Here is a 24,525-nt window from a genome sequence, read left to right as displayed (position 1 = left end):
TTGGTAAAATTATCTGCGTATCATCTTGGCACCCAAGTGCCCAAACATCTTCTCCATGTCCTGATAGCCTCGGTCGATGTGCTCCAGGCCGTCCAGTATCGTCTGGCCCTGGGCCCCCAAAGCCGCCACCGCCAAGGCGCCTCCACCCCGCAAATCGGTGGCAGTGACCCGGGCTCCGTGAAGCCGTGGCACCCCCCGCACCCAGGCCGCTTGGTCTCGGATGGAGATATCGGCTCCCATCTCCCGCAGACCAACCACATGGCCAAAGCGGCGGGAAAACATGGTCTCTTGAAAAATCGTGGTGCCCCGGGCGGTGGCAAACGCCGCCATCACCGGCGCCTGGGCATCGGTGGGAAATCCGGGATAAGGGGCTGTGGTAATACAGCCTCCGCCTCGCAGCGGCACGTATCGGTCCCGGCGCAGCCAAACGGAATCCACCCCACTGCGCACCCGGCACCCGCCCTGTTCCAACAGCTGGAGCACCGTGGACAGATGCCGCCAGTCCACCCCTTCCACCCGCACTTCTCCGCCGGCGGCCGCCACTGCGGCCAGAAGGGTGGCCGCCACAATGCGGTCGCCTAGAACGGACACCTCACCCCCGTGGAGGGTGTGCCCACCCTGAATGGTGATGACACTCCCCCCAGCCCCCGTGACCTTGGCACCCAGGGCGTTGAGGAACTGCTGGAGCTGGACAATTTCCGGCTCCCGGGCCGCATTGACGATGGTGGTGTCTCCGTCGGCACCCACTCCGCACAACATGGCGTTTTCCGTGGCTCCTACACTGGGAAAGGGAAAGTGGATCACCCCACCCCGGGGCCTGCCCCGGCAGAGGATCTCCCCCTCCTGCTCCTGCACCTGACACCCCAAGGTGGACAGGGCCTCCAGGTGCAGATCTATAGGCCGTGGCCCCAATTCACACCCGCCAGGATAGCTCACCCGGGCCTCCCCCATCCGGGCCACCAGGGGGCCCAAAAACATAATGGAGGAGCGCATGGCACGCATCTGCCCCTGGTCAATGCTGGTCTCACAAGCCCCCCGGGCGTCCACCACCAGCTTCTCTCCCTCCCAGGAGCAGCTTGCCCCCAAGTGGTGGAGAATGTCCACCGCCGCATCCACATCGGACAGGCGAGGACAGTTGGAAATGCGCACCGGCTCCCGGGTCAGAAGGCATCCGGCCAGAATGGGCAGCACGCTGTTTTTCGCCCCCTGCACCCGCCAGGTTCCTTCCAGAGGTACACCACCTTCTATGTACATGACGCTCATGCAAACGCCTCCCTTTCTATTACCTTGGAACATTCTATGAAAGGGAGGGTATTTCGGTTAAAGCAGCTTCATGAGGGCCTGATAAATGTCCTCAGCCGCCCGGGGCGTAGCCAGTTCTTTCATGGCCCGACTCATCTCCCGGCGCTTCTGGCCGTTGGACAGCAACTCCACAGCTGTGTCGTACAGGCTGTGGCCGGTGCAGGTCTTCTCCTCCACCAGTTCCGCCGCGCCACGGTCCGCCAGAACCTTGGCGTTTTTGAACTGGTGGTTGGCCGCCACATAGGGGGACGGCACCAACACCGCCGGTTTGCCCATGGCGGTGAGTTCTCCCAGGGTGGAAGCTCCCGCCCGACAAATCACCAGATCGGCGGCGGCCATCACCGTGGGCATGTTGTCAATGTAGGGGCGCACCTCTTGGTCTGTCACCGACACCCCACGGTTTTTCAAATGCTCGCTCATGGCCTGGTAGTCTCGTCCAGCGCTGTGGATGTAGTGGAAGGGTCGGCCTCCCTCCACCCACTGCTGCACAAAGTCCTCGGTCATGAGATTCATGTCCCGGGCTCCCTGGGAGCCCCAGAAGGACACCACCAAGGGCTTGTCGTCGGTAATTCTCAACTCCCGCCGGGCCTCTTCCCGGTCCAGGCGGAAAAAGGCGCCCCGCACCGGGGTGCCTGTCACCGCCACTTGCTTGGCATTGGTATAGTACTCCGCCGCCTCCGGGAATCCCACCATCACCAAATCCACCCGTTTGGCCAGCACCCTTGTAGTGAGGCCCGGAAAGGCGTTGGACTCGTGGATGGCGGTGGGAATGCCCATGCGGGTGGCCTCCCGCACAGCTGGGAAAGAGGCATAGCCCCCGGTGCCCACCACCAGATCGGGCTTGAACTGGCGGAGAATCCGGGATGCCTGCCACTGGCCCACTGGAACCTTAAACACGCTTTTGAAGTTGTGGCGGATGACCTTCCAACTCAGCTGCCGCTCAAAGGTGGACACCTTCACACAGCGGATGGGATAGCCCGCCTGTTCCACCAGGCGTTTCTCCATTCCCTTCTCCGCACCCACGAAGAGAATCTGACAGCCCGGGTGATATTTTTCAAAGGTTTGGGCTACGGCCAGGGCGGGATTGACGTGCCCTGCCGTGCCCCCACAGGTAAACAGTACCTTCATGCCGCTCCTCCTACTCTGCTTTTGGCGCTACAATTTGCCTGGACACCGCTAATATGATGCCCACTTCCGCCAGCTGCACCACCAAGGCCGTGCCGCCGTAGCTGAAGAAGGGCAGCGAAATGCCGGTGGTGGGCAGAGCGCCGGTGACCACGCCGATGTTCAAAATGACCTGGGCGGCCAGCTGGGTGTTGATGCCCACAATGAGCAGACTGCCGAAGCGGTCCCGGGCGTGGAGCGCCAGCCAGTAGCCCCGGATGATGAGCAGAGCAAAGAGCACGATGATGAGGCAGGCGCCAATGAGGCCCAGTTCCTCACACACAATGGCAAACACAAAGTCGTTGTGCTCTTCAGGAAGGAACATGTACTTCTGGCGGCTGTTGCCCAGCCCTAGCCCCAGCAGGCCACCGGAACCGATGGCAATCTGGGACTGCCACAGCTGATAGCCGTCTCCCTGCAAGTCGCTGAGGGGGTCCAGCCAGGACTGAATACGGGCTGTCATGTACTCGGTCTGGGTAATCAAGAACACCAGAGCCGCCGCCACCAGGCTGCCGCCGCCCACAAACCAGTACAGACGGATGCCTGAGGCAAACAGCACCGCCGCTGCCCCCGAACACACCAGGATCATGCCCGACATATGGGGCTGCTTGTAGAGCAGGAACAGAATCACCAGCAAGATCAGGCCGTAGGGCACCAGCTCCAACAAGCCGATGTTTTCCGCAAACTCCCCCATGCGGCCCCGCAAAGTGCGGCGATCCCACTTCTTGGGAGGAGCTTTGATCTGGTCTTTCCGCTTGGACAGGCGGGCGGCAAAGAACAAAATCACCGCCACTTTTACCAGCTCCGAGGGCTGGAAGGAAAAACCGATGTCCAGCCAGCGCCGTGCGCCGTTACTGGTTCGGCCCAGAGGGGTGAAAATCAGCAGCAGCAAAAAGATACTGCCTATAATGGCAGGCACCGACAGCAGACGCCACCGCTGATAATCGAATTTGGACACCAGGATCATGATGATAATGCCGGGAATGGCCATCTTCAACTGGCCCATAAAATAGTAGTAGGGGTTTCCGCCGGTGTCCACGCTGGGGTCCAGGTTATAATAGGCCGAAGCGTAGGAGGCGGAGAGAAGCATAATCAGGCCAATGGCGGTCAGTAGCAGCACCAGGGCCAAATAGGGCAGATCCAGCGGGCCCCGGGCCAGCTGCTGCTCTATGGTCAGATCTCGTTTTGCTTTCTTGCGCACTGGTGCGCCTCCTTCCTAGGGAAATGGTTGCATTACACGCCGTAGCGGTACATCACGCCCGCAAAGGCCAGCAGGCAGAAGGCCACAGTGATGGCGGCAAAGGTGAGCACAATGCGCACCTCGCTCCATCCGCCCAGCTCCAGATGATGGTGGAGGGGGGCCATGCGGAAAATCCGCTTGCCGTGGGTGAGCTTGAAGTAGCCCACCTGGATGATGTCACTCATGGTCTCAGCGATGTAGATGATGCCCACCGGGACGAGAATCAAAGGGGCATCCACAGCAAAGGCCATGCCACACACCGCTCCACCCAAAAACAGGGATCCGGTGTCTCCCATGAACACCTTGGCGGGATAGAAGTTGTAAATCAGAAAGCCCAAAATGCCTCCGGCCAGAGCGGCAGCAAACACGCCCACGCTCCCCTTCTCCCACCAGGCAGCCAGCAGGGAGAAGAAAATGGCCACAGGCAGGGTCACGGAACCCGCCAGACCGTCCAGACCGTCGGTGAGGTTCACCGAGTTGACACACCCCACCAGGACAAAGGCGGCAAACACCAGATACAGCGCCCAAGGCAGAGGGATGGTAATGTTGGCAAAGGGAATGTACAAGTTGGGAGACAGGTAGCCGTGGTGGCGCATCAGGGCCAGGAAAGCCACGGCCACAGCCAGCTGCAACAACAGCTTCCATCCGGCAGTGAGGCCGGTGTTCTCCTTTTTCTTCACCTTGGCGAAGTCGTCAATGAATCCGATGCCCCCGTATACCAGGGCCAGACCCAGCACGATGAGGGCCGACCAGTCCCCCCGGGCCATGTCCTGCCAACAGAACACCAAGACTGCCACCGTGATGCCCACCATAAACATGATGCCACCCATGGTGGGGGTGCCCTGCTTGGTCATATGCCAGTTGGGACCGATCTCCTTGATGGACTGTCCCGCCTTCATGGCGCGGAGAACGGGAATGAGAAACTTTCCCACCACCGCCGACACCAGAAATGCCGTTGCCGCTGCTGCTAAACTCATCATGGTCAAAAACCTCCACACGCTCTTTCGTATCTCTTAGTCTTCCAGACTCCGGGCCGCCTGCTCCAGGGGCATACCCAGCGCCACAGCCGCCGCCAGGGCAGCCAAGCTCTCATACAGGCCGCCTTGGCCTTGGGGCACCCGCACCCGGAGTAAATCTCTTTGGGTAAGGGCTTCAAACTCCACACGCTGGTGGCGCATGCACACGTTTTTTGCCGTCAAATCCGCCTGGGGCTTTCCGTCGGAGTAGGCAAACACCTGCCGGGGCATGGCTCCCGCCAAGCGCCGCCCCTCCCCGTCGTCCAGAGCCACCACGGTGACTCCTGCTCGCTGGGCCAGTTCCCACCGAGCCACGGCACAGGGGGAAAGGCTGCGGCGATCCCGGGGCTCAAAGTTTTCCACCACCACCGCACGATACCGGGAATGGGGGTGGCGGCCCATCACTGCCTCATAGGGAGTGAGTTCCACCACCGGGGCACCAATCATCCGCCGCAGCAGTCGGGCGGTGGCCGTATGGCCCCGCCCTACCACAGCGATGGGCTCGTCAATCTGGGAGTTGTTGATCGGCGTAGTCGATAACACTGCTGACAAACCTCACTTCCACGACTGTACCTGGGGACACCTCGGTGCCGGCGGCGATGGTCTGGCTCATGGCCTCCATGTTTCCGCCATCGTCGGTGACGCCAGTGGCACGCAAGAACAGTCCCATTTCTTCCAGGGTATTTTTGGCCTCCGAGGGGCTCAGACCAGAGAGATCGGGCACCTTCACCTTGGCCGTAGGCACTTCCTCGCCCAGGTACAAAATGACGGTGGAACTGCCCGGAATGGTCACACCAGCAGCGGGAAGCTGGCCGGTGACGGTGTTGCCGGTACCCACCGTACGGCAGCGGATGCCGCGGTCGGTGAGCAGGCCCTTGGCCACGGTGAGCTCATAGCCGGTGACGTTGATCATGGTGGTGTCCGAAGCTTCCAGCTCGTCGGTGGTATACTGCTTCTCCACACCCATGTAGTCCAGAATGTCGGCCAGCAGCTGCCCGGCCATGGGGGCGGCAATGTTACCACCGCTGATGTAGGTGCCGGAGGGGGTGTAGTTGGAGTTGGAGGCCGACTGCTCGGGGGAGTCGTAGGCCAGCAGCACCAGCACTTTGGGGTTATCCACCGGGGCAAAGCCCATGAAGGAACAGATCAGGTCGCCGGTCTTTTCATCTCGCTTCTGGGAGGTACCGGTCTTACCGCCGATGCGGTAGCCCGCCATATAGGCGTTGCGGCCAGAGGCGGAGGGGCCAGCCACCACGCTCTCCAGCATACCGCGGAGGGTGGAAGAGGTCTCCTCGCTGATGACCTGGCGCACCTCCTGCACCTGGTGGTAGTAGGTGCTGTTGCCGTCGTCGTCGCTCACCGACTGCACCACGTAGGGCTCCAACAAATGGCCGCCGTTGATCATAGAGGCAAATGCAGTGGCCATCTGAATGGGGGTAATCTTAAAGGTCTGACCGAAGGAGGCGGTGGCCACGGAAGTCTCACCGTAGATGCTGGTGAAAAAGTCCTTGCCGCCGGGCCAGAAGACACTGGTTCCCTCGCCAAATAGGTCGATACCGGTGGAGTCAAACAGGCCATAATTCTCCAGGTAGTCCCAGAAGGTGTCTGCTCCCAACTTCTGGACAATCTGCATCATACCGTCGTTGCAGGAGTTCTCCAGCACCTGGGTCAATGTTTGATCTCCATGTCCTGCCCGCTTATGACAGGTAATGAACCAGTCGGCCACTTGTTGGCCGCCGTCACAGTAAAAGTGGTCGTTGGGAGAGATGACCCCCTCCTCCAGGGCTGCCGCCACCACCAGAGGTTTAAAGGTAGAACCGGGCTCATAGGTGTCAGACAGGGCTTTGTTTCTCCACTGGAGGTTAAGGGCGTCGGACACTGCCTGGTTGTACTCGTCGCTGTCTTCCCCGTATTCCTCCGCCAGAGCCTTCAGCTCATCCAACAGGGTCTGATCAAAGACACTGGCGTAATTGTTGGGGTCAAAGTTGGGACTGCTGGCCATGCCCAGAATGGCACCGGTGGAGGGGTCCATGGCGATGGCGAAGCCACCTTTTTTCACATTGTAGGTCTCGACACCCTCCGCCAAGGTCTGCTCCAGCATGGACTGGATGGAGGAATCGATGGTCAAGTGGAGGTTGGAGCCATTCTCGGCGTCGATGTACTCTTCATAAGAGGAGAGCATCTCGGTGCCTGCGCCAGTCTTGGAGGTCACCACGCGGCCGGTGGCTCCGGACAACACATCCTGGTAGAGCGCCTCCAAACCTTGAGCGCCCACCTTCACGCTGCCGCTGTTTTCGGTGTAGGCCATAAAGCCCAACAGATGGGCACCCACCGAGGAATAGGGGTAGTATCGCTTGCTGGAGGGGGCGAAATAGAGCATACCCGAGAATTTATTTTCGCTGATAAACTCCCGCACCGCCGTGGTATCCTCCTCTTCCATCTCGTAGGCCAACACCTCGTAGGCAGAATTGGTGTACTCAATGCGCTTCCACAGATTGTCCTCGTCCAGCCCCAGCAGGCTCACCAGGCCATTGACGATCAAAGCCCGCTTTTCCCGCAACGCCGCCTGATAGGCGGACTCATTGGTGGTGCCGTCCTCGTTTTCGTAGTCCCCTTTATCCACCGAGACCAATACGTCCCGGGGAGAGAGGATGAGCTGGTAGACGGTGCCAGAGCGGGCCAAGGTACGGCCCTGGGCGTCGTAAATGGAACCACGTCCAGCATTCACTGCCACGTCTTTGGTCTGCTGGTTGGCGGCCCGCTCCTCCCAGTAGTCGTGCTGGAAGATTTGAAGCTTGGCCAGCTGGGTGACCAGGGGCACAAACGCCAAGACCCCCACCACCGCCATGAGAAAAATGGTACGGCGGAACAGGGTTCGGTTTCCCTGGCCAGGAGTACGGCCTTGTTTTTGTTTCGGTTTTTGCATGATTTTCGCTCCTATGTTCGGGTTTGGCGTGGCGGCCTATCGGGACAAGAAGGGCGTAAGAAACCACTGGAAGTTTTCTTACGCCCCTCATTCTCTCTATATCCGCATTTCAATGTATGTCTTCTGGGGCGGCGATTATGACAGCATGCCGCTCAGAAATTCCTCAATTTGGCGAACCAGGCCGGAAATGCCCTGACGGGCCTCCTCGTAATACACCACACTGTCTCCCTGGGACAAGTCCAGGTAAACCGTCTGGCCTGCACCCGCCTCCACCATGGAACCGTCAGCGGTGAGCAGCTGCTCCAACGCAGACAGGTCGAAGGTCTTTTCATACTGGGCCATCAGTGTTTTTTTCTCATCCTGCAGGCCAGACAGGGTGGAACGCAGCTCCACCGTCTCGGCATTGACCATGGCCAGCTGGGCGCTGGAAATCACCAGCAGCAGGGCGCAGGCAATGGCAGCCACAAAGCCCACAATGGTGAAGGGAGCCACAGCGCTCTGCTGTCGGACCTGCACCTGGGGCCGGGATGCCACCCGCTCCCGAGGCTGTACCCGGGGACGACGAGGCTGCTCGACCCTTCTGCGCTCCTTGGTTTGTGCGCTGCTGTCCACTTTATAAGCCACATTTCCGTACGTGGCATAGGATCTGACTTTCCGCTGGGTTGCCATGGCGAACGTCTCCTTTTATCTTCTTCTCACAGCTTCTCCGCCACGCGAAGCTTGGCGCTGCGAGCTCTTGGATTCTCTTCTAATTCTTCTGGGGTAGACACAATGGGCTTTTTCCCCACCAGACGCACCTTGGGGGTCTTTCCACACACACACACGGGAAAATCCGGGGGACAGGTGCATCCCTTGGCCCACCCGGCGTAGGCGGTCTTCACCAGCCGATCCTCCAGGGAGTGGAAGGAAATGATGGCCAGTCGTCCACCGGGGTTGAGCAGATCCAAAGCGGTGTCCAGCATCCGCTCCACCTCGCCCAACTCGTCGTTGACGGCGATGCGAATGGCCTGGAAAGAACGCTTGGCGGGGTGCTGCTTCTCCCGACAGGCTTTGGCGGGCATGGCGCTGCGAATGGTTTCCGCCAGCTCCAGAGTGGTTTCCACCGGGGCCTGACCGCGCCGGCGCACAATGGCAGCGGCGATGGGGCCGGCGTATCGCTCCTCCCCATACTGCCATAAAATTCGTTTCAATTCCTCCTGGGACCAGCCGTTGACCACGTCATAGGCAGTGAGGGCCGCAGATTGATCCATCCGCATGTCCAGGGGAGCATCCTGCAAATAGGAAAAACCACGGGCCGCCTCATCCAGCTGGGGAGAGGACACACCCAGGTCAAACAGCATTCCATCCACATGGGCAATGCCCAGCTGATGTAAAATCTCTCCCACCTGGCTGAAGTTGCCACGCACCAGGGTTACCCGGTCCATGAGCCCTTCCAAGCGGGCAGGCGCCGCTTCCAAAGCGGCGGCATCCCGGTCGATGCCGATGAGTCGGCCACCGGTCAGGCGTTTGGCAATCTCTCTCGAATGCCCCGCCCGGCCCAACGTGCCATCCACATAGATGCCATCGGGCTTGATGTTCAAGCCGTCCAGGCACTCCTGGAGCAGCACAGATTTATGCGTATATTCCATGGATCAAATCCCCAATCCTTCCAGCAAGGCCGAGATATGCTCGGGGTTGAGCTGTTGCTGGGTCTTGGCCTTCCAATTCTCCGCGCTCCAAATCTGAGCCCGGTCATTGTTGCCGGTGATGACCACATCCCGATCAATCTTGGCATAGTCCTTCAAATAAGAGGGCACCTGAAACCGCCACTGCTTGTCCGGCTCACACAGCTGGGCAGCGGCAAAGAATACATCCATGGAGGCTGCTTGCGCGGTGGTCAGGCTGGCCACCCGCTCTTGGAGCTTGTTCCACGCCGCCATGGGGTACAAGGTCAAGTTCTCCTTGACCCCCACAGCCAGGTAAAACTGGGAGCCCAATTCCTCCCGGAGCTTGGACGGCACAATGAGACGACCAGCGCTGTCAAGACTATGCTCGTAGGTGCCAGTCATCTTGCGTCCCTCCATTTCACTCCATTTCACTCCAATGTATTCCTAGTATACATCCCCCTGTGTGAAATTGCAAGGACTTTTTTCCTGGAAAAATATGAAGTTTTCATGAATAATTTCGTGAATTAAGCCATCATTTTAGATTGTTACCACAAATTCATTCACTTTTCGACGGTTTCAATCCGTCGTGCTCCGGGCGTGGAGTAAAATGGAGGACCACAGAATGTGCGCCATCCTGCGGTCCTCCATTCACATCTTGCTTATTCGTCTGCCTCAGCGTCGTACATGCGATTGGCAGAGGTTGTGGTGCTGGGAGTACCCATAGCCTCCCGGAACTTGGCCTGAACCCGGCGCATTTCCGTGTGGGCGTCACCCAATGCCTCCTCGGCACGGCGCATCACATCGTCACAATACTGGTTGGCAGCATTGCGCACTTCCTTGGCCTTCTGATCGGCCTGGGCCATCATCTCGGTGGCCTTCTGTCGGGCTACCGCCATGACTTCGGTCTCACTGACCAGGCGGCGGGCCTCAGTCTCGGCGCGCTTGTGCAGTTCCTCCGCCTCACGCTTGGCGCTGGCCACCAACTCATTGCGGTTGTTGAGCACCTTGCGGGCCTCAGCCAGCTCCACGGGCAGCTGGGCCTTGATGTCCTCCACCAAGTCCAGGGCCTTGTCCCGCTCGATGACGCACTTCTCCGAGCTCAAGGGCGCATTCTTGGCCTCATCAATCATATCAAACAGCATATTCAGCAATTCTTCCACTGTGGTTGCCATGGATGATTCCTCCTTACCGTTCCAGGGTTCCATTTACCCTGTTTTGAACCTGATCTATAATTTGTCTGGGGACAAAATCCGAAAGATCTGCCCCGTAGCGTGCCATTTCCTTCACAACGGTGGAGCTGAGATAGGCGTACTTGGGGCTGGTGTACAAAAATACCGTATCCAGCTCCTGGTACAGCTTGGCATTGATCATGGCCATTTGGATCTCCGACTCGTAGTCGGACACCGCCCGCAGGCCCTTGACCAGCACCTTGGCTCCATGCTCCCGGGCGTAATCCGCCAACAGCTGCCGGGAACAGTCCACCTTCACGTTGGGCAGCTCTCCGGTCACCTGTCGAATCAAATCCACCCGCTCCTCCGGGGTAAACAGTCCGTTTTTGCTGGAATTGACCATGACGCACACAATCAGTTCGTCAAAAATCGCGGCTGCTCGCTTGATGATATTCAAATGCCCCAGCGTCACCGGGTCAAAGCTGCCGGGGTAGATGGCTCGTTTCATGGGTCACACACTCCTGCGGTACAGGGTCAGCTTGATCTTTCCGTACCGGTACTCCCGCCCCTTCTCATAGGGGGCGTCCAACTCCGGCAACTGGGCATCCACCGGCGTTTCACACACTATTATACCATTTCTCGACACAATGTCAATTACCGTCATCTGCTGCAAGGCCCGCTGAATGCAGTCAGAGGCGTAGGGCGGGTCGAGAAACACCAGATCATAGGGGCCTTTGGCGGTGGTCAAAAAGGCGTCAAACTCCTTTTGGTGGAATCCCGCCCGGTCAGAGAGGTTACACCCCTTCACATTGTCCCGCACAATGGCCATGGCTGCAGGAGCCCGATCCACAAAATCACACCAGGCCGCCCCCCGGGACAGGCATTCAATGCCCAGTTGGCCGGTGCCGGCAAACAAATCCAACACTCGTCGTCCTGGAATGTCAAACTGAATGATGTTAAAAAGCCCCTCTTTCACCCGGTCGGTGGTGGGGCGGGTGTCCATCCCGGGCAGCTCCTTGAGGTGCTTACCCCGGGCGCTTCCAGTAATCACGCGCATGGGAGTCTCACTCCTTTTGAAAATAGTCGTATATGGCCTGGGCCGTGTTGGTGGGCACCACTTCTCCCAGCTGTTCCAAGCTGGCCCCTCGGATGGCCTTGATGCTCTTGAAATGTTTAAGCAGCGCGGTCTTGCGAGCAGGCCCTACCCCGGGAATCTCGTCCAGCGCCGAGCCTTTCATCCGCTTGCCCTGGCGGGAGCGCATAAATTCAATGGCAAACCGGTGGGTCTCCTCCTGAATGCGGCCAATGAGGGCAAACAGGGCCTGGTTTTGCTGCAAGCCCATCTCCTGCCCGTCCCGGTCCACCAGGGCCCGGGTACGGTGCCGGTCGTCCTTGACCATGCCGAAAATGGGAATGGACAGCCCCAGGCTCTCCAGGGCAGTTGCCGCCACCCGCACCTGGCCCACGCCGCCGTCCATCAGCAGCACATCAGGCAACTCCCCGAACTTCTCGTCTCCATCCAGGTAGCGCCGGAACCGCCGGGTGATAACCTGCTCCATGGAGGCGTAGTCGTCGGCATGCTCCATATCCTTCAAGATAAAATGGCGGTAGTCCCGCTTCAAGGGTCTGCCGTCCACGTGCACCGTCATAGAGGCCACAATGTCTGCGTTACCGCTGTTGGAGATGTCAAAGGCCTCCATACGGTGGGGCGGCTGGTCCAGCCCCATGAGGCGGCCCAAAGCTTCCATGAGCTTGGAGGTGCGCTCCTGGGCAGTGGTAGCCCGCTGCACTTCCTCGGCGGCGTTTTGATTGGCCAGGGCCACCAGCTCGGTTTTAGCCCCTCGCTGGGGGGTGAGCAGCTCCACCTTCCGGCCCACCGCCTGGGTGAGCATCCGGGCCAGCTCCACCTGCCCCTCAAAGTCCAAGGGGAGGAGAATCTGCCGGGGCAGGGCCTGGCGACCCTGGTAATACTGGGCGGTGAGGGTGGCCACGCTCTCCCCTTCGTCCTCCTCCATGGGCAGAGGCAGAAGCTGCCAGTCCTTGGCGGCCAGTTCCCCATCCACATAGTGGAGCACTACAAAGCAGCTCTTGGCCTCTCCCCGGTAATACCCCATCACGTCGGTGTCCGCCAGGGAGCCCACCACCGCCTTCTGCCGCTTGGCCAGCAGCTGCACGGCCCGGATGCGGTCCCGGTACTGGGCGGCCTTTTCAAAGCGCAGGTCCTCGGCGGCCTGCTCCATCTCCTTCGTCCACTGGCCCACCACCTCATCCAGCTTGCCCTCCAACAGCCGCACCGCCTGGTCGATGCCCTGGCGGTACTGGCTCTGGTCCATGTCCGGGCGGCAATAGCCGTCGCAGGTGCCCATGTGAAAGTTGAGACAGGGCCGCTCCTTGCCGATGTCCCGTGGGAACTTCCGCCGGCAGGTGGGCAGACGCAACGCAGAGAGCAGGGCGTCAATGATACCCTGGCTGGCTCCCCGGGTGCCGTAGGGGCCAAAGTACCGGGCCCCATCCCTGGCCACCTTGGTGGTCAGGGAGAATTGCGGGTACTCCTCCTGGACGCTGAGCCGGATATAGGGGTAGCCCTTGCTGTCCTTGAGCAGGATGTTGTACCGGGGCTGGTGGCGCTTGATGAGGGCGCACTCCAGCACCAGGGCCTCAAATTCGGACTCCACCACAATCACGTCAAAGTGGTGAATCTGGGCCACCATGGCCCGAGTCTTTTCGTTGTGGCGGCTCTGGTCCTGAAAATACTGGCTCACCCGGTTTTTCAGCGCCTTGGCCTTGCCCACGTAAATCACTTCGCTGGCGGCGTTTTGCATGATATACACCCCCGGCTTCAACGGCAGTCCGTGGGCTTTGTCCCGCAGCTCTTCAAAGGTCATAGCTACCCTCCCTGAATAAAAAAAAGCGTCGCTACTGCGACGCTTTTTCATGGTTGCAGATTACTCGGCAAAATCAGAGTTAATCAGCTCCACCAGAGCGTTGACAGCCTCTTCCTCATCGGGGCCGTCGGCAATGAGGGTGATGGCAGTGCCCTTGACAATGCCCAGAGAGAGCACGCCCAGCAAGCTCTTGGCGTTGACGCGACGCTCCTCCTTCTCCACCCACACGGAGCTCTTGAATTCGTTGGCTTTCTGGATAAAGAAGGTGGCCGGACGAGCGTGCAGACCAACCTGATTGTTCACAACAGTCTCTTTCGTTACCATAAGAGAGTCCCTCCATAATCTAGGATTGGGGGAGTACTATCCCGCGCTTTCCCCGAAAATATTTGCATCAATAGCATATCAAATTTGAAAGGCATCGTCAACAGCAATTTGTACAAATCGCAGGGTTTCATTTGTGGAAAAGCACCTTTCCCCCGGTCTATTCTGTGCTGGAAGTCACTTCAAGGTGACAACGGTGACGCCGTCCTCGCCCTCGCCATAGGCGCCGGGTCGGGCGGATTTCACGTATCGACTGTGCTTGACGTGCTCCCGCACGGCCTTGCGCAGCGCACCGGTGCCCTTGCCGTGGATGATGGTCACCGTCTCCAATTTGCCCATAAGGGCGTTGTCCAGGAACATGTCCACGGCTGCCAGGGCCTCGTCTACCATCATGCCCCGCAGGTCCAGCTCCGCCTTGGCAGCAGCGGCCCGGAAGGGGCGGGTAACGGTGGCATTGCGGGCCTTGTCCCGCTGGCTTTGTTTGTGGCGTGCGGTGGCTTCCTCCATCACTCGCACCTCGTCCTGGCGGGCCTTCAACTTCAAGATGCCCGCCTGAAGCTGGAGGGTGCCGTCCTTGTTCACATCCACCACCTGGGCCTGGGTGTGGGTTTTCAGCACCTCCACCATGTCACCCTTCACCGCCGGACGGGTGGGGGCAGGGGCTTCCATCTCCTGCTGTCTGGCGCCCAGGGCATTTTCCGCCTCATTAAGGGTACGGCGCAGGTCAGACCGTTGCTGGTTGTCGTCCACCCACTCTTTGGCCTTCTCCTGGCGGCGGCGCATGGCGTTGAGCTCTTTGAACACGGCGTCGGCCGTGTCCCGGGCCTCCTGGATGATGGCACGGGCCTCGGCCTGGGCCTTTTCCGTGGCCTTCCGCCGCTCCTCCTCGATACGCTGGCGGTACTGGTCCGCCTCGGCCTTGGTGCGCTCCATGTCCCGGCGCAGCTCCTGGGCTAGCTCCTTCTCCCGCTCCATAGCCTGACGCTGCTGTTCCAGCTGGCTGATGACGTCCTCAAAGCGGACATTTTCCGCGTCGATCCGGTCGGCAGCCCGCTGAATGATGTAGTCGGGCAGCCCCAGACGGCGGGAGATGGCAAAGGCGTTGGACTTGCCGGGGATGCCGATGAGCACCCGGTAGGTGGGGGCCAAGGTGTCCACGTTGAACTCGCAAGAGGCGTTTTCCACCCCTTGGGTGGTCATGGCGTACACCTTCAACTCGGCGTAGTGGGTAGTGGCCGCCACTCGGGCGCCCAGCTGGCGGGCGGACTCGATGATAGCGGCAGCCAGAGCCGCACCCTCCACCGGGTCAGTGCCCGCCCCCAACTCGTCAAAGAGCACCAGGGTGTCCTCGTCCAGCTTTTCCAGCATGGCCACGATGTTCACCATGTGGGAGGAGAAGGTGGACAGGGACTGGTCAATGGACTGCTCGTCGCCGATGTCTGCCAGCACCGCCGAGCACACCCGGATGGTGGAGCCGTCCATGGCGGGGATGTGGAGGCCGCACTGGGCCATGAGGGTCAAAAGGCCCAAGGTCTTCAAGGTCACCGTCTTACCGCCGGTGTTGGGGCCGGTGATGACCAGGGTATCAAAATCACGGCCCAAGTACAGGTCGTTGCGCACGGCGGTCTTGGGGTCCAACAGGGGGTGACGGGCTTTGTGAAGCTCGATGTAATCCCCCAGCACCGGCTCCATGCCCCCCATGTGGGTGGACAGCTTGGCCCGGGCGAAGATCACGTCCAGAGCGATGAGGGTGCGGTAGTTGTCCTCGATGCCCTCCCGGAATCCGGCGCAGTCGGCGGACAGCTCCGCCAAAATGCGCTCAATCTCCTTCTGCTCCTTCATTTGCAGTTCTCGCAGCTCGTTGTTGGCGTTCACCACCCCCATGGGCTCGATGAAGAAGGTGCCGCCGGAGCCGGACACGTCGTGGACCAGGCCGGGAATCTCATTTTTGTGCTCGCTCTTCACCGGCACCACGTAGCGGCCACCCCGCATGGTGATGATGGACTCCTGCAAATACTTGGACTGGTTGGAGGAGATGAGCCGGTTGAGCACATCCCGCACCTTTCCCGCCGCCGCCCGGATGTGGCGGCGGATATCCGCCAGTTCCGTGGAAGCGGAATCGGCAATCTCATCCTCGCTGAGAATGGAGCCGCTGATCTTCTCCTCCAAAAAACGGTTGGGGGACAGGCTTTGGAAGTAGCCGTCCAGCACGGTTTTCTCCCCGCTCTCCCCCACGCCGTACTCCCGCACATTGCGGGCGCAGCGCAGCACCTGGGCGATGTCCAAAAGCTCCCGGGTGTTCAAGCTGCCGCCCCGGTCCGCCCGCTGCAGAGCAGCGGCCACCGGGCGCACCCCGGACAAGGAGGGGGTGCCGTGCTTGACCAGCATCTGGAAGGCCGCCGAGGTCTGCTTTTGCAGCCGGGCCACGTCGGACACCACCGTCTGGGGCCGCACCTTGCGGCAGGCATCTTTGCCCTCCTCCGTCACTGCCTCGTCAGCCAGCATAGCCAGCACCCGTGGCAGTTCCAGGGTCTGTATGGATTTTTCAAGTAGTTCTGTCATATGTGTTCGTCTCCATGGTCAAGGACTTATAAAAGTCCAAGGTATGAAATCCTCGTTCTAATTGGGTCATGAGATAGGCCTCGGAAGCCTGGGACAGCCGTTGCAAGGAGCTCTCGTCCAGAGTAAAGGAGAACAGCCGCTTGGGGTTGCCCCACACAATGTGGCGCAGGGCCGCCAGCGCTGCCCCGGTCAGGGGCATAGACACCCCCGCCCCCAGCTTCTCCCGGCATCCCTTGCAGTGGAGTACCCCTTCCCCCAGGTGGATACAGGGGGCGTCCGGCTCCTCACAGCCGCACACCCCGCATCCGTCCAGCATGGGCTCATAGCCCGCCAGGGCCATGGCCTTCCACTCAAAGGCGGTTTTCACCAGGGTAAGGGGCACCGCCATCTGGTCCAGGGCGTGGAGGGCGTTGAGGGTGAGGGCCAGAATCTCTGGCTCCGGCTGCTCCTCCTCGCATAAGGTCTCGGCGACCTGGGCAAAGTAGCTGCCCAAGGCCAGCTTATCCAGGTCTTCCCGCACACCCCGAAAGGAGCGCTGGGTGGTCCCCTCCTTCACCTGCCACCGACCCTGACGCTGGGAGAGGGTGAACTCTCCCCAGGTCAGCAGCTGGCAGGCCGCGGCCGTGGCGTCCTTTTTCTTGCGCACCCCTCGAGCGGACAGAGTCAGTTTGCCCTGTTCGGGGGTGAGCACCGTGAGCAATTTATCGGAATCCTTGTATTCCACTTCCCGCAGCACCAGGGCTGTGGTGGTCAGGTACATGGACAGTCTCTCCTTCTCTCTGAGGCGGTTTGTTTGCGTTCTCTGCCTGACAGCGGGTCATGAGCCACGCCTCCGGTAGCCCGGTCTTCCAAAACAAATCCCAGTTTCCTAAAGGCTCCACACGTCACATCCCCTTTCTACCCTTTAGGGTGAGAGGGGATGTGTACGTTTATAACTGGGAATTCCTTCAAAAAGATGCAAGCATCTTTTTGAGTGGGTTGCAGCCCGCCGCGCGCATAATTTGTCCAGCGTGGGAGGACAAATTCCACACTTGCGGGCTGAGAAGTATTTTCTTCGCCGCACATGTCGCCGAAGAAAATGGTTTTCATTTTTTTGCACCTGCGGGTGCGAACTCTGCGAGGCTTTAGTCCTCGGTATAGCCGAAATTGTGAATCAAATTGATATTATCCCGCCAATTTTCTTTCACCTTCACCCAAGTTTCCAAATACACCTTGGCGCCCATGAACGCCTCCATGTCCTCCCGGGCCTGGGTGGAGATCTTCTTGAGCATGGAGCCCTTCTTGCCGATGATGATGCCCTTGTGGGACTCCTTCTCGCAGTAGATGGTGACGTGGCAGTCGATGATGTCGTCGTCCCGCTGGGTGAATCGGGTCACCTCCACGGCGGTGCCGTGGGGAATCTCCTTATCCAGGTTGCGCAGCAGCTTCTCCCGGACGATTTCCGCCATGATCTGCCGCTCGGGCTGGTCGGTGACCACGTCGTCGGGGAACAGCTGGGGTCCTTCGGGAATCCACTTGGCCAGCAGGTCCAGCAGTTCTTCCACACCCTCTCCGGTTTTGGCGGAAATGGGCATGACGGCGTCCCAATTATGGGCCGCGCCATACACCGCCATGACAGAGAGCAGCTTTTCCTTCTCGATGGTGTCAATTTTATTGATGACCAGCACGGCGGGAGCGCCCAGGGCCTTGATGCGGCCGATGAGTTCCTCTTCGGCAGGGCCAATGCGATCTACCGGTTCCACCAGCAGCATCACCCCGTCCACATCCGCCACGGACTGGCGCACCACCTTCACCATGTAGTCGCCCAGACGGGTGCGGGCCTTGTGCAAACCCGGAGTGTCCACAAAGACAAACTGGGTGTCACCACGGTTGAGCACCGCACTGATGCGGTTGCGGGTGGTCTGGGGCTTGGATGAGACAATGGCAATCTTCTCCCCCACCAGGGTGTTGGTCAGGGTGGACTTGCCCACGTTGGGGCGGCCCACCAGAGTGATGATTCCACTTTTCTTGATCTGAGACATAATAGATGATCCTCAACTTTCTTTGGTATCGGCATTGAACAATGGCCGTTTGTATTTGAAAGAGGCTTACCTCTTTTCAACCGTTTCAATCTCTCCTGGCCTTTAAGCCTCGCAGAGTTTTTCCGCCTCCGGCGGGAAAATAAATTGTAATCACGTATTTTCTGAGGACATGCGCATCAGAAAATACACTTCTCAGCCCGCAAACGTGCCAGCTTTCGCTGGTGCGCTGCAGCGGGCTGCAACTTCTCGGAAATGCTTGCATTTTCGAGAGATTATTCTCGATTCCACATAATATAGAAGTCTCGCCGCCCGTCTCCCTTACCGTAATAGCTCAGGTCATAGGTCCCGGTGCGGCCGTCGGCTTCCACCACCACACGCAGGGTGGGAAAGCCCTCGGGAATGTCCTGTTGGACCAGCATGGCCACCGGATCGGTGCCGCTGGTGGTGTGCACGTCCTTCACCTCCACCACCTCGCCGGTGTTGGAATCGTAGGTCAACTCCTGCAAGGTGATGGTGCTCCCCGGCAGCTTGGGCACAATGAGCATATACTCACCGTACTCCTGATCGGGGTAGACTTGATCCACGTTTTTGGCCAGTTCCAGCTCCTCCTGGGTGGGATTCAAAATCACCACGCCCAGAATGCTATCCCCGGCCAGGGCGTCAAACAGCTCCTCCTGCCCCATGGGGGCGGGGGTCTGAATGGGCTCCAGGGTGGTCACCTGCTCCTGGGTGGTCACTTGTTTTTGGGTCACAAAGGCCGTGCAGCCGATGAGAAGCAGTCCGGCGCACAGGGTAACAGCGGATACCATCAGCAATTTCTTCATGGTGCATCCCCCTTTTTTGTTCCCAGGTTATCGACTCAGCCCGACAACCTCCATGATTGCGTCCTCGCGCTCCCGCATCTGGGCCTTCTGAGGCCCCTCGTCCAGGTGGTCATAGCCCAGCAAGTGGAGCACTGAGTGCACCACCAGGTAGCTCAGTTCCCGCTCCCGGCTGTGGCCGTACTCCTGGGCCTGGGCCTCCACCCGCTCCAGGGACAGCACCATATCCCCCAAGGGAACACAGCCGCTGTCCGGGTCCGCCCAATCCGCCTGGGGCTTCTCCCCGGGGGTCAGGTCGAACATGGGGAAGGAGAGCACGTCGGTGGGGCGGTCCACCCCACGCATGTCCAAATTGATGGCGTGGATGCCCGCGTCGTCGCTGAGCAGCACATCCACTTCACAGGGCACCTCCACCCCCTCCTGGGCCAGAGCGGTGGCAATGGTGGAGCGGATGAGGGCGCAGGTGGCCTCATCGTCCGCCCCCTCCACCTCGGTGGAGATGGAGATCTCATGTTCCTCAGCCACGGGACTTCCTCCTTCCTTCCTTGTCGCCGCCCTTGTCCTTGGGCGGCTGGTTGGTGTGATAGTAGTCGTCATAGGCCTTGATGATGCGCTGGACAATGACGTGGCGCACCACGTCCTGGTCGGTGAGGGGGCAGATGGCGATATCCTCCACCCCCTGGAGCACCCGCATGGCCTCCTTCAGGCCGCTGGTCTTGTCGGCGGGCAGGTCAATTTGGGTCACGTCGCCAGTGATGACCACCTTGGAGCCAAAGCCCATACGAGTGAGGAACATTTTCATCTGCTCCCGGCTGGTGTTCTGGGCCTCATCCAAGATGATAAAGCTGTCGTCCAGGGTACGGCCACGCATATAGGCTAGAGGGGCCACCTCAATGTTGCCCCGCTCCAGGTACTTCTGGTAGGTCTCCGCCCCCAGCATGTCAAAGAGGGCGTCGTACAGGGGGCGCAGGTAGGGGTCTACCTTGGATTGCAGGTCGCCGGGCAAAAAGCCCAGCCGCTCCCCGGCCTCCACGGCGGGACGGGTGAGGATGATGCGGTTAACCTGCTTTTCCCGGAAGGCCGCCACTGCCGCAGCCACCGCCAGATAGGTTTTACCGGTACCGGCAGGGCCCACGCCCAGGGTGACGGTGTTTTTTTTGATGGCGTCCAGATACTTCTTCTGGCCCACGGTCTTGGCCTTGATGGGCTTGCCCTTGGCGGTGACGCACACCACGTCCCCCGCCAGCTGGGCAATCTTGCCCTCGTTGCCCGCCCGCACCAGCTCAATGATGTAGCGCACATTCTGCTGGTTGATGGCCTCGCCTTTGGCGGACAGGGATAAAAGGCCCTGCACCGCCTTTACCGCCCACATCACCGCTTCTCCGTCGCCGGAGATCTTCAAACTGGACTCCCGGTTCACCACCGTGACCCCCAGCTCCTGCTCGATGATGCGAATATTCTCGTCAAAGAGGCCGAAGAGATTGATGGCCTCTTCCATCCGTTCAATGCTGATGGATTGCTCTGTCATTGGTTATGATTCCTCCCCGATTTGGGTTTCTGGTTCCACATGTCCGGTGGTTCCCGAGCGTTCCACGGTGCGGCCGATCTGCTCCCGGCACTCGGCCACCAGGGACACCACCAACGTGTCCCCCTCCACCCGGGTGACAAAATCCTGCTGGAGAATTTCCCCCTCCCCCACGTCCAACAGCCGCTCCAGCCGCTGCACCAGCAGCTTTTTCAGTAACTCTTCTCCTTGCTTTTGGTCCACCGTCTGCTCCTGGACGGTGTAACTGCGGTAGGTGGTGGTGGTCAGGGACACAGGCCAGGTGTAGCCACCCAGCTCCAAGGACTCTGTGTTGGTTATTTTATCATATCCATCGGGGAAAATGCTACTCTTTTCAAAAAAATCCAACTCCAGACCCAAAAGCTTTACCTGATAGCTGGTCTCCTTCTCCCCGTCGTACACCTTGGTGGGCACCGTCAGGGGCAAGCGCTCCTCCAGGGTGCGCCAGGTACGGGCGGTGACAGTGCCGGTGGCGTGGACCACCAGGTCCCCGGCGTAGGGCTTTTCGATGTTCTGCTCGTAGAGGGGAATGGTGCCGCTGATAAGCACCTCTCCCTTGGCCACAATGTCTCCATCGGCAAAGAGGGGCTCTCCGGCGGAGGTCTGGATGTCCTCGATGATGCCGTCGGCGGCGGCCACAATGTCCGCCGGGGTGGACTCATCCAGCAGCTCCGGCTTGCGCTCTGCCTCCTCCACCTGCACCACCACCCGGGTGCCGTAGACGTTGATGGCCAGAAAGGCCAGCTCAGGCATGGCCGTGAGGGCCTCGTTGGCCACCTCCTTTTGGACAATGGAGGGAGCGTATACCCCCGGGTGCACCCCCAGGCGCTCCAGCTGGGTGAGAATCACCGCGGAGGGCACCTCTTCATTGCCCACCACCTCCACCACCAGCACGAACTGGCTGAGGATACTCACCGCCAGCACGCACAGCACAAGCCCCGCCATAAACCCCCACCGCTTGGACAGCCGTCGGGCCTGGGCCGTGCCTCCCCGGCGGGAGAGCACCTCCATTTCACACCCCGCCCGCTGGGCCAGGTCCTCCAGCTGGGTCAGGTCGGCCAAATACACCCGCACCTGCAAGGTGTTGTTGTCCAGCCAGTGCAGACGCCAAAAGGCGCACCGGTTTTGGGCACACAGGTTGAGAAATCGTTCCGGAAAGGCCCCTGTCACCTGAATGACGGCGTAACCCAGAAGCAAATTCAGCCATTTTTTCATGCCCTCACCTCGTCAGCTCCACCGATGTGATGCGCCCGGTGATGAGCAGCTGGGCGGGATTCATGGCCCGCAGTTCCAGCCCCTCCCCCCGCACCATCACCAGCAGTTTTCCCGCCGAGATGTGGATTTCCTCGGGGCCATAGGCCAGAATACCCCGGTGGGGCTCCATGCGCAGCTCCCCGTCCCCAATCAGTTCCAGCCGGGGCAGCCCCGCCAACACATCCCCCGGTACATCCAGCAGCCGGGAGGCCCGCTCCAACAGGCTCTGCTTTTTCTCCATGTCCATCACCTCTGGAAACTGTATGAAAAAACTCCCCCTCACTTGCCTGTCCCACCGGGATTGCCGTGGACATTTGCCCCCGGTTGTGATAGAGTATAGAAAAATGTGAAGAAAAGGCGGTACAACATTGATGCAATATCAGAGCCCCAAATACCGGGACAAGAGCCGGGAACCCAGCTACACGGTGGCAGAATCCACCACCCTGCTCCCCTTCCTTTTGGCCACCCTCAAAGGTAAGAGCCGGAACAACGTCAAATCCCTGCTCTCCCGCAAGCTGGTGACGGTGGACGGCCGTCCCACCTCCCAATTCGACACCCCTCTGGCCCCCGGCCAGGTGGTGACCATTTTGTCCGTCTCCGCCCCCAAGCAGGACGCCCTTCCCTTCCCCATCCTCTTTGAGGACGAGCACCTCATTGTGGTCAACAAGCCCGCCAAGCTCCTCAGCGTGGGCAACGAGAAGGAAAAGGTGCGCACCGCCTACCACATGGTCACCGACTATGTGAAAAACCAGCACATCGACAACCGGATCTTCGTCATCCACCGGCTGGACCGGGACACTTCCGGTGTGCTGATGTTTGCCAAGGACGAGCAGACCAAGGAGCTGTTCCAGTCCCGTTGGAACGACATCATCACCCGCCGGGGCTACCTGGCCGTGGTGGAGGGTACCCCCCGCCCGGAGCGGGACACCATCCACACCTACCTGGTGGAGACCAAGACCCACATGATCTTCTCCGGCGACCCCGGCCCTGGGGCCAAAGAGGCCATCACCAATTACGAGATCATCAAGTCCGGCGCCGGGTACTCCCTGCTGGATATCTCCATTGACACCGGCCGGAAAAACCAGATCCGGGTGCACATGAAGGAGCGGGGCTGTCCCATTGCCGGAGACAAGCAGTATGACGCCCGCACCAATCCCATTGGGCGGCTGTGCCTGCACGCCAACGAGTTGTCCTTCGTCCACCCCGTCACCGGCCAGCCCACCACCTTCAAGGCCAAGATGCCCCGGGATTTCAACCGAGTATTCCGATAAGACAAGCAACAGGGATGCAGCCCATGGGCTGCATCCCTGTTTTGCCCCCTCTGGTCATGCCCTCCCCTTTATGATACAATGGAGAAAAAAGCAACCAAAAGAGGTGCCATGTCTATGCTATCTTGGGAACAGCTCCACGAGACCTGTCAAGCCTGCCAGCTCTGCCCCCTGGCGGAAACCCGCCACCACGTGGTGTTTGGGGTCGGACCCCAAAACGCCCCCATTCTACTGGTGGGCGAGGGTCCTGGGGAACAGGAGGACTTGCAGGGCATCCCCTTTGTGGGCCCCGCGGGACAGCTGCTGGACGATATGCTCTCCCTCATTGATTTGAGCCGGGAGAAAAACGTATACATCGCCAACATCGTCAAGTGCCGCCCGCCCCACAACCGGGACCCGCTGCATACCGAGCAAGATGCCTGCATCGGCTATCTGCGCAACCAGGTGGCTCTGCTGCGCCCCAAGATCATCGTCTGTCTGGGCCGCATCGCCGCCCAGCGGCTCATTGACCCCAACTATAAAATCACCCAGCAGCATGGACAGTGGGTGGAAAAGGCGGGTGTGGCCATGACCGCCATCTACCACCCCGCCGCTCTGCTGCGGGACCCCTCCAAAAAACCGGACACCTTTGGGGATTTGCGCTCCATCCGGGCCAAGGCCAGGGAGCTGTGCCCCCAGGTCTATGCATCCTCCTCCATTTGAGGCAGCAGATTCATAATGGAGATCTCATAGGCGGTGCGGGTCTGCCGCTCCCCCTCCACCATCTTGTGGTATTGGCGGCTTTGCAGCCGTCCCTCCAGCCGCAGCCGGTCCCCCACCGCCATCTGGGCGCACCGGCTGGCCACTGACCCCCAGGCAATGCAGGGTAAGTAGTCCGCCCGACCGTAGGGGCGGTTGACTGCCAACAGCAGATCGCAGATATCCCGCCCAAGAGGGGTACGCCGAGCCACCGGTGGCTTGCACAGCGCTCCGGCCAGCAGCAAGTGGTTTTCCCCTTCCCGGATGTGGGCGGGCAGCGCCTCCCGCACCAGCATGGTGATCACCAGTCGGCTTCCCTGGCCCGAGCGGTTGTTGTAGGAGCGCACCTCGCCCCCGATCTCCAGCCAGTTCCCCGGCTGCCACAGCTCCAGCTGAGGTTGGGACACCACCAGATTCACCACGTCCTCCGCCCCGGACAGACGGGGTACCCGGAAGGGCACCAGATAGTAGTCCACCCCGTGGTTGTGGTGGGAAAGTTTGGGCAGGGCCAACACCTCCCCCCGCAGCATTCCCTGATTTTCTCCTTTTACTTGGCTCATGACATCACACTCCATGGGTAAAATCTGTTGGATTCTATGCGCCCAAGTGGCCAAGTATGACCGTTGAC

At 60.1% G+C, this 24,525-nt stretch carries 26 protein-coding genes; 2 read left to right on the top strand and 24 right to left on the bottom strand.

Annotated elements, in window-relative coordinates; translation table 11 throughout:
• Positions 1 to 9: 9 nt before the first annotated feature.
• The 23 genes from murA to B5G37_RS05550 form a co-directional block, all read right to left on the bottom strand.
• Complete coding sequence (gene murA / locus B5G37_RS05660) at positions 10 to 1,263, bottom strand: UDP-N-acetylglucosamine 1-carboxyvinyltransferase (RefSeq protein ID WP_087255240.1); 1,254 nt, start codon at positions 1,261 to 1,263, stop codon at positions 10 to 12.
• Positions 1,264 to 1,320: 57 nt separating this feature from the next.
• Positions 1,321 to 2,430: an undecaprenyldiphospho-muramoylpentapeptide beta-N-acetylglucosaminyltransferase gene (gene murG / locus B5G37_RS05655; RefSeq protein WP_087255237.1), complete on the bottom strand. Its 1,110-nt coding sequence runs from the start codon at positions 2,428 to 2,430 to the stop codon at positions 1,321 to 1,323.
• Between the two features lie 10 nt (positions 2,431 to 2,440).
• Positions 2,441 to 3,667, bottom strand: a complete 1,227-nt coding sequence (gene ftsW / locus B5G37_RS05650; protein WP_242962773.1) for a putative lipid II flippase FtsW — start codon at positions 3,665 to 3,667, stop codon at positions 2,441 to 2,443.
• 32 nt (positions 3,668 to 3,699) lie between these two features.
• Complete coding sequence (gene mraY, locus B5G37_RS05645; RefSeq protein WP_087255234.1) at positions 3,700 to 4,686, bottom strand: phospho-N-acetylmuramoyl-pentapeptide-transferase; 987 nt, start codon at positions 4,684 to 4,686, stop codon at positions 3,700 to 3,702.
• A 33-nt stretch (positions 4,687 to 4,719) separates the two neighbouring features.
• Positions 4,720 to 5,274, bottom strand: a complete 555-nt coding sequence (locus tag B5G37_RS05640; protein ID WP_143482878.1) for a hypothetical protein — start codon at positions 5,272 to 5,274, stop codon at positions 4,720 to 4,722.
• Positions 5,228 to 7,648 (bottom strand): penicillin-binding transpeptidase domain-containing protein, encoded by a 2,421-nt coding sequence (locus tag B5G37_RS05635; protein WP_087255228.1) that lies wholly within the window; start codon positions 7,646 to 7,648, stop codon positions 5,228 to 5,230. The genes B5G37_RS05640 and B5G37_RS05635 overlap by 47 nt, the downstream gene beginning before the upstream one ends.
• A gap of 135 nt (positions 7,649 to 7,783) precedes the next feature.
• On the bottom strand, positions 7,784 to 8,317 hold the full coding sequence (locus B5G37_RS05630) for a hypothetical protein (RefSeq protein ID WP_087255224.1): 534 nt from the start codon (positions 8,315 to 8,317) through the stop codon (positions 7,784 to 7,786).
• A 26-nt stretch (positions 8,318 to 8,343) separates the two neighbouring features.
• A complete protein-coding gene (gene rsmH, locus B5G37_RS05625) occupies positions 8,344 to 9,276 on the bottom strand; it encodes a 16S rRNA (cytosine(1402)-N(4))-methyltransferase RsmH (RefSeq protein WP_087255221.1) in 933 nt (310 codons plus the stop codon).
• Positions 9,277 to 9,279: 3 nt separating this feature from the next.
• Positions 9,280 to 9,726 (bottom strand): division/cell wall cluster transcriptional repressor MraZ, encoded by a 447-nt coding sequence (locus B5G37_RS05620; RefSeq protein ID WP_242962772.1) that lies wholly within the window; start codon positions 9,724 to 9,726, stop codon positions 9,280 to 9,282.
• Between the two features lie 227 nt (positions 9,727 to 9,953).
• Complete coding sequence (locus B5G37_RS05615; protein WP_087255214.1) at positions 9,954 to 10,466, bottom strand: hypothetical protein; 513 nt, start codon at positions 10,464 to 10,466, stop codon at positions 9,954 to 9,956.
• 13 nt (positions 10,467 to 10,479) lie between these two features.
• Complete coding sequence (gene coaD / locus B5G37_RS05610; RefSeq protein ID WP_087255211.1) at positions 10,480 to 10,971, bottom strand: pantetheine-phosphate adenylyltransferase; 492 nt, start codon at positions 10,969 to 10,971, stop codon at positions 10,480 to 10,482.
• A 3-nt stretch (positions 10,972 to 10,974) separates the two neighbouring features.
• Entirely contained in the window at positions 10,975 to 11,520 is a 546-nt protein-coding gene (gene rsmD / locus B5G37_RS05605; RefSeq protein WP_087255208.1) for a 16S rRNA (guanine(966)-N(2))-methyltransferase RsmD, read from the bottom strand.
• Positions 11,521 to 11,527: 7 nt separating this feature from the next.
• Complete coding sequence (gene uvrC, locus B5G37_RS05600; protein WP_087255205.1) at positions 11,528 to 13,348, bottom strand: excinuclease ABC subunit UvrC; 1,821 nt, start codon at positions 13,346 to 13,348, stop codon at positions 11,528 to 11,530.
• Between the two features lie 60 nt (positions 13,349 to 13,408).
• A complete protein-coding gene (locus B5G37_RS05595; RefSeq protein WP_087255202.1) occupies positions 13,409 to 13,672 on the bottom strand; it encodes an HPr family phosphocarrier protein in 264 nt (87 codons plus the stop codon).
• 174 nt (positions 13,673 to 13,846) lie between these two features.
• Positions 13,847 to 16,231: an endonuclease MutS2 gene (locus tag B5G37_RS05590; RefSeq protein ID WP_087255199.1), complete on the bottom strand. Its 2,385-nt coding sequence runs from the start codon at positions 16,229 to 16,231 to the stop codon at positions 13,847 to 13,849.
• The gene (gene recO / locus B5G37_RS05585) at positions 16,215 to 16,991 is read right to left on the bottom strand and encodes a DNA repair protein RecO (protein WP_087255196.1); all 777 of its coding nucleotides are present in this window, start codon (positions 16,989 to 16,991) and stop codon (positions 16,215 to 16,217) included. Before recO ends, B5G37_RS05590 begins: the two co-directional genes overlap by 17 nt.
• A 137-nt stretch (positions 16,992 to 17,128) precedes the next feature.
• Entirely contained in the window at positions 17,129 to 17,320 is a 192-nt protein-coding gene (locus B5G37_RS14945; RefSeq protein WP_143482877.1) for a hypothetical protein, read from the bottom strand.
• A gap of 35 nt (positions 17,321 to 17,355) precedes the next feature.
• Complete coding sequence (gene era / locus B5G37_RS05575) at positions 17,356 to 18,252, bottom strand: GTPase Era (RefSeq protein WP_087255190.1); 897 nt, start codon at positions 18,250 to 18,252, stop codon at positions 17,356 to 17,358.
• A gap of 272 nt (positions 18,253 to 18,524) precedes the next feature.
• Positions 18,525 to 19,076, bottom strand: coding sequence for a hypothetical protein (locus B5G37_RS05570; RefSeq protein WP_087255188.1), 552 nt, complete (start codon positions 19,074 to 19,076; stop codon positions 18,525 to 18,527).
• A gap of 27 nt (positions 19,077 to 19,103) precedes the next feature.
• Entirely contained in the window at positions 19,104 to 19,598 is a 495-nt protein-coding gene (ybeY, locus tag B5G37_RS05565) for an rRNA maturation RNase YbeY (RefSeq protein ID WP_242962771.1), read from the bottom strand.
• Entirely contained in the window at positions 19,591 to 20,601 is a 1,011-nt protein-coding gene (locus tag B5G37_RS05560) for a PhoH family protein (RefSeq protein WP_087255182.1), read from the bottom strand. The genes ybeY and B5G37_RS05560 overlap by 8 nt, the downstream gene beginning before the upstream one ends.
• Before the next feature lie 3 nt (positions 20,602 to 20,604).
• Positions 20,605 to 21,852 (bottom strand): sporulation protein YqfD, encoded by a 1,248-nt coding sequence (locus tag B5G37_RS05555; protein WP_087255179.1) that lies wholly within the window; start codon positions 21,850 to 21,852, stop codon positions 20,605 to 20,607.
• 4 nt (positions 21,853 to 21,856) lie between these two features.
• Positions 21,857 to 22,132 (bottom strand): YabP/YqfC family sporulation protein, encoded by a 276-nt coding sequence (locus tag B5G37_RS05550; protein WP_087255383.1) that lies wholly within the window; start codon positions 22,130 to 22,132, stop codon positions 21,857 to 21,859.
• Positions 22,133 to 22,262: 130 nt separating this feature from the next.
• Between B5G37_RS05550 and B5G37_RS05545 the strand changes: the two genes are divergently transcribed.
• Positions 22,263 to 23,162 carry an RluA family pseudouridine synthase gene (locus tag B5G37_RS05545; protein ID WP_087255176.1) on the top strand — a complete coding sequence of 300 codons (900 nt, stop codon included), beginning with the start codon at positions 22,263 to 22,265 and terminating at the stop codon, positions 23,160 to 23,162.
• Between the two features lie 114 nt (positions 23,163 to 23,276).
• Positions 23,277 to 23,861: a uracil-DNA glycosylase gene (locus B5G37_RS05540; protein ID WP_087255173.1), complete on the top strand. Its 585-nt coding sequence runs from the start codon at positions 23,277 to 23,279 to the stop codon at positions 23,859 to 23,861.
• On the opposite strand, the gene B5G37_RS05535 is transcribed toward B5G37_RS05540, so the two are convergent.
• On the bottom strand, positions 23,840 to 24,457 hold the full coding sequence (locus B5G37_RS05535; protein ID WP_087255170.1) for a single-stranded DNA-binding protein: 618 nt from the start codon (positions 24,455 to 24,457) through the stop codon (positions 23,840 to 23,842). The two genes, B5G37_RS05540 and B5G37_RS05535, sit on opposite strands and share 22 nt — an antisense overlap.
• Between the last annotated feature and the right edge of the window lie 68 nt (positions 24,458 to 24,525).

Source organism: Pseudoflavonifractor sp. An85 (assembly GCF_002161235.1).
Lineage (GTDB): Bacteria > Bacillota > Clostridia > Oscillospirales > Oscillospiraceae > Enterenecus.
The sequence above is the reverse complement of the archived record's forward strand: the minus strand, read 5'-3'. Positions and strand labels throughout refer to the sequence as shown.

Bases quoted from the DNA above. Each gene is read 5' to 3' on its own strand.
- murA (WP_087255240.1), bottom strand. From the start codon at position 1,263: ATGAGCGTCATGTACATAGAAGGTGGTGTACCTCTGGAAGGAACCTGG.
- murG (WP_087255237.1), bottom strand. From the start codon at position 2,430: ATGAAGGTACTGTTTACCTGTGGGGGCACGGCAGGGCACGTCAATCCC.
- mraY (WP_087255234.1), bottom strand. From the start codon at position 4,686: ATGATGAGTTTAGCAGCAGCGGCAACGGCATTTCTGGTGTCGGCGGTG.
- B5G37_RS05635 (WP_087255228.1), bottom strand. From the start codon at position 7,648: ATGCAAAAACCGAAACAAAAACAAGGCCGTACTCCTGGCCAGGGAAAC.
- B5G37_RS05630 (WP_087255224.1), bottom strand. From the start codon at position 8,317: ATGGCAACCCAGCGGAAAGTCAGATCCTATGCCACGTACGGAAATGTG.
- rsmH (WP_087255221.1), bottom strand. From the start codon at position 9,276: ATGGAATATACGCATAAATCTGTGCTGCTCCAGGAGTGCCTGGACGGC.
- B5G37_RS05615 (WP_087255214.1), bottom strand. From the start codon at position 10,466: ATGGCAACCACAGTGGAAGAATTGCTGAATATGCTGTTTGATATGATT.
- coaD (WP_087255211.1), bottom strand. From the start codon at position 10,971: ATGAAACGAGCCATCTACCCCGGCAGCTTTGACCCGGTGACGCTGGGG.
- rsmD (WP_087255208.1), bottom strand. From the start codon at position 11,520: ATGCGCGTGATTACTGGAAGCGCCCGGGGTAAGCACCTCAAGGAGCTG.
- uvrC (WP_087255205.1), bottom strand. From the start codon at position 13,348: ATGACCTTTGAAGAGCTGCGGGACAAAGCCCACGGACTGCCGTTGAAG.
- B5G37_RS05595 (WP_087255202.1), bottom strand. From the start codon at position 13,672: ATGGTAACGAAAGAGACTGTTGTGAACAATCAGGTTGGTCTGCACGCT.
- B5G37_RS05590 (WP_087255199.1), bottom strand. From the start codon at position 16,231: ATGACAGAACTACTTGAAAAATCCATACAGACCCTGGAACTGCCACGG.
- recO (WP_087255196.1), bottom strand. From the start codon at position 16,991: ATGTACCTGACCACCACAGCCCTGGTGCTGCGGGAAGTGGAATACAAG.
- B5G37_RS14945 (WP_143482877.1), bottom strand. From the start codon at position 17,320: ATGAAAACCATTTTCTTCGGCGACATGTGCGGCGAAGAAAATACTTCT.
- era (WP_087255190.1), bottom strand. From the start codon at position 18,252: ATGTCTCAGATCAAGAAAAGTGGAATCATCACTCTGGTGGGCCGCCCC.
- B5G37_RS05570 (WP_087255188.1), bottom strand. From the start codon at position 19,076: ATGAAGAAATTGCTGATGGTATCCGCTGTTACCCTGTGCGCCGGACTG.
- B5G37_RS05560 (WP_087255182.1), bottom strand. From the start codon at position 20,601: ATGACAGAGCAATCCATCAGCATTGAACGGATGGAAGAGGCCATCAAT.
- B5G37_RS05555 (WP_087255179.1), bottom strand. From the start codon at position 21,852: ATGAAAAAATGGCTGAATTTGCTTCTGGGTTACGCCGTCATTCAGGTG.
- B5G37_RS05550 (WP_087255383.1), bottom strand. From the start codon at position 22,132: ATGGAGAAAAAGCAGAGCCTGTTGGAGCGGGCCTCCCGGCTGCTGGAT.
- B5G37_RS05545 (WP_087255176.1), top strand. From the start codon at position 22,263: ATGCAATATCAGAGCCCCAAATACCGGGACAAGAGCCGGGAACCCAGC.
- B5G37_RS05540 (WP_087255173.1), top strand. From the start codon at position 23,277: ATGCTATCTTGGGAACAGCTCCACGAGACCTGTCAAGCCTGCCAGCTC.
- B5G37_RS05535 (WP_087255170.1), bottom strand. From the start codon at position 24,457: ATGAGCCAAGTAAAAGGAGAAAATCAGGGAATGCTGCGGGGGGAGGTG.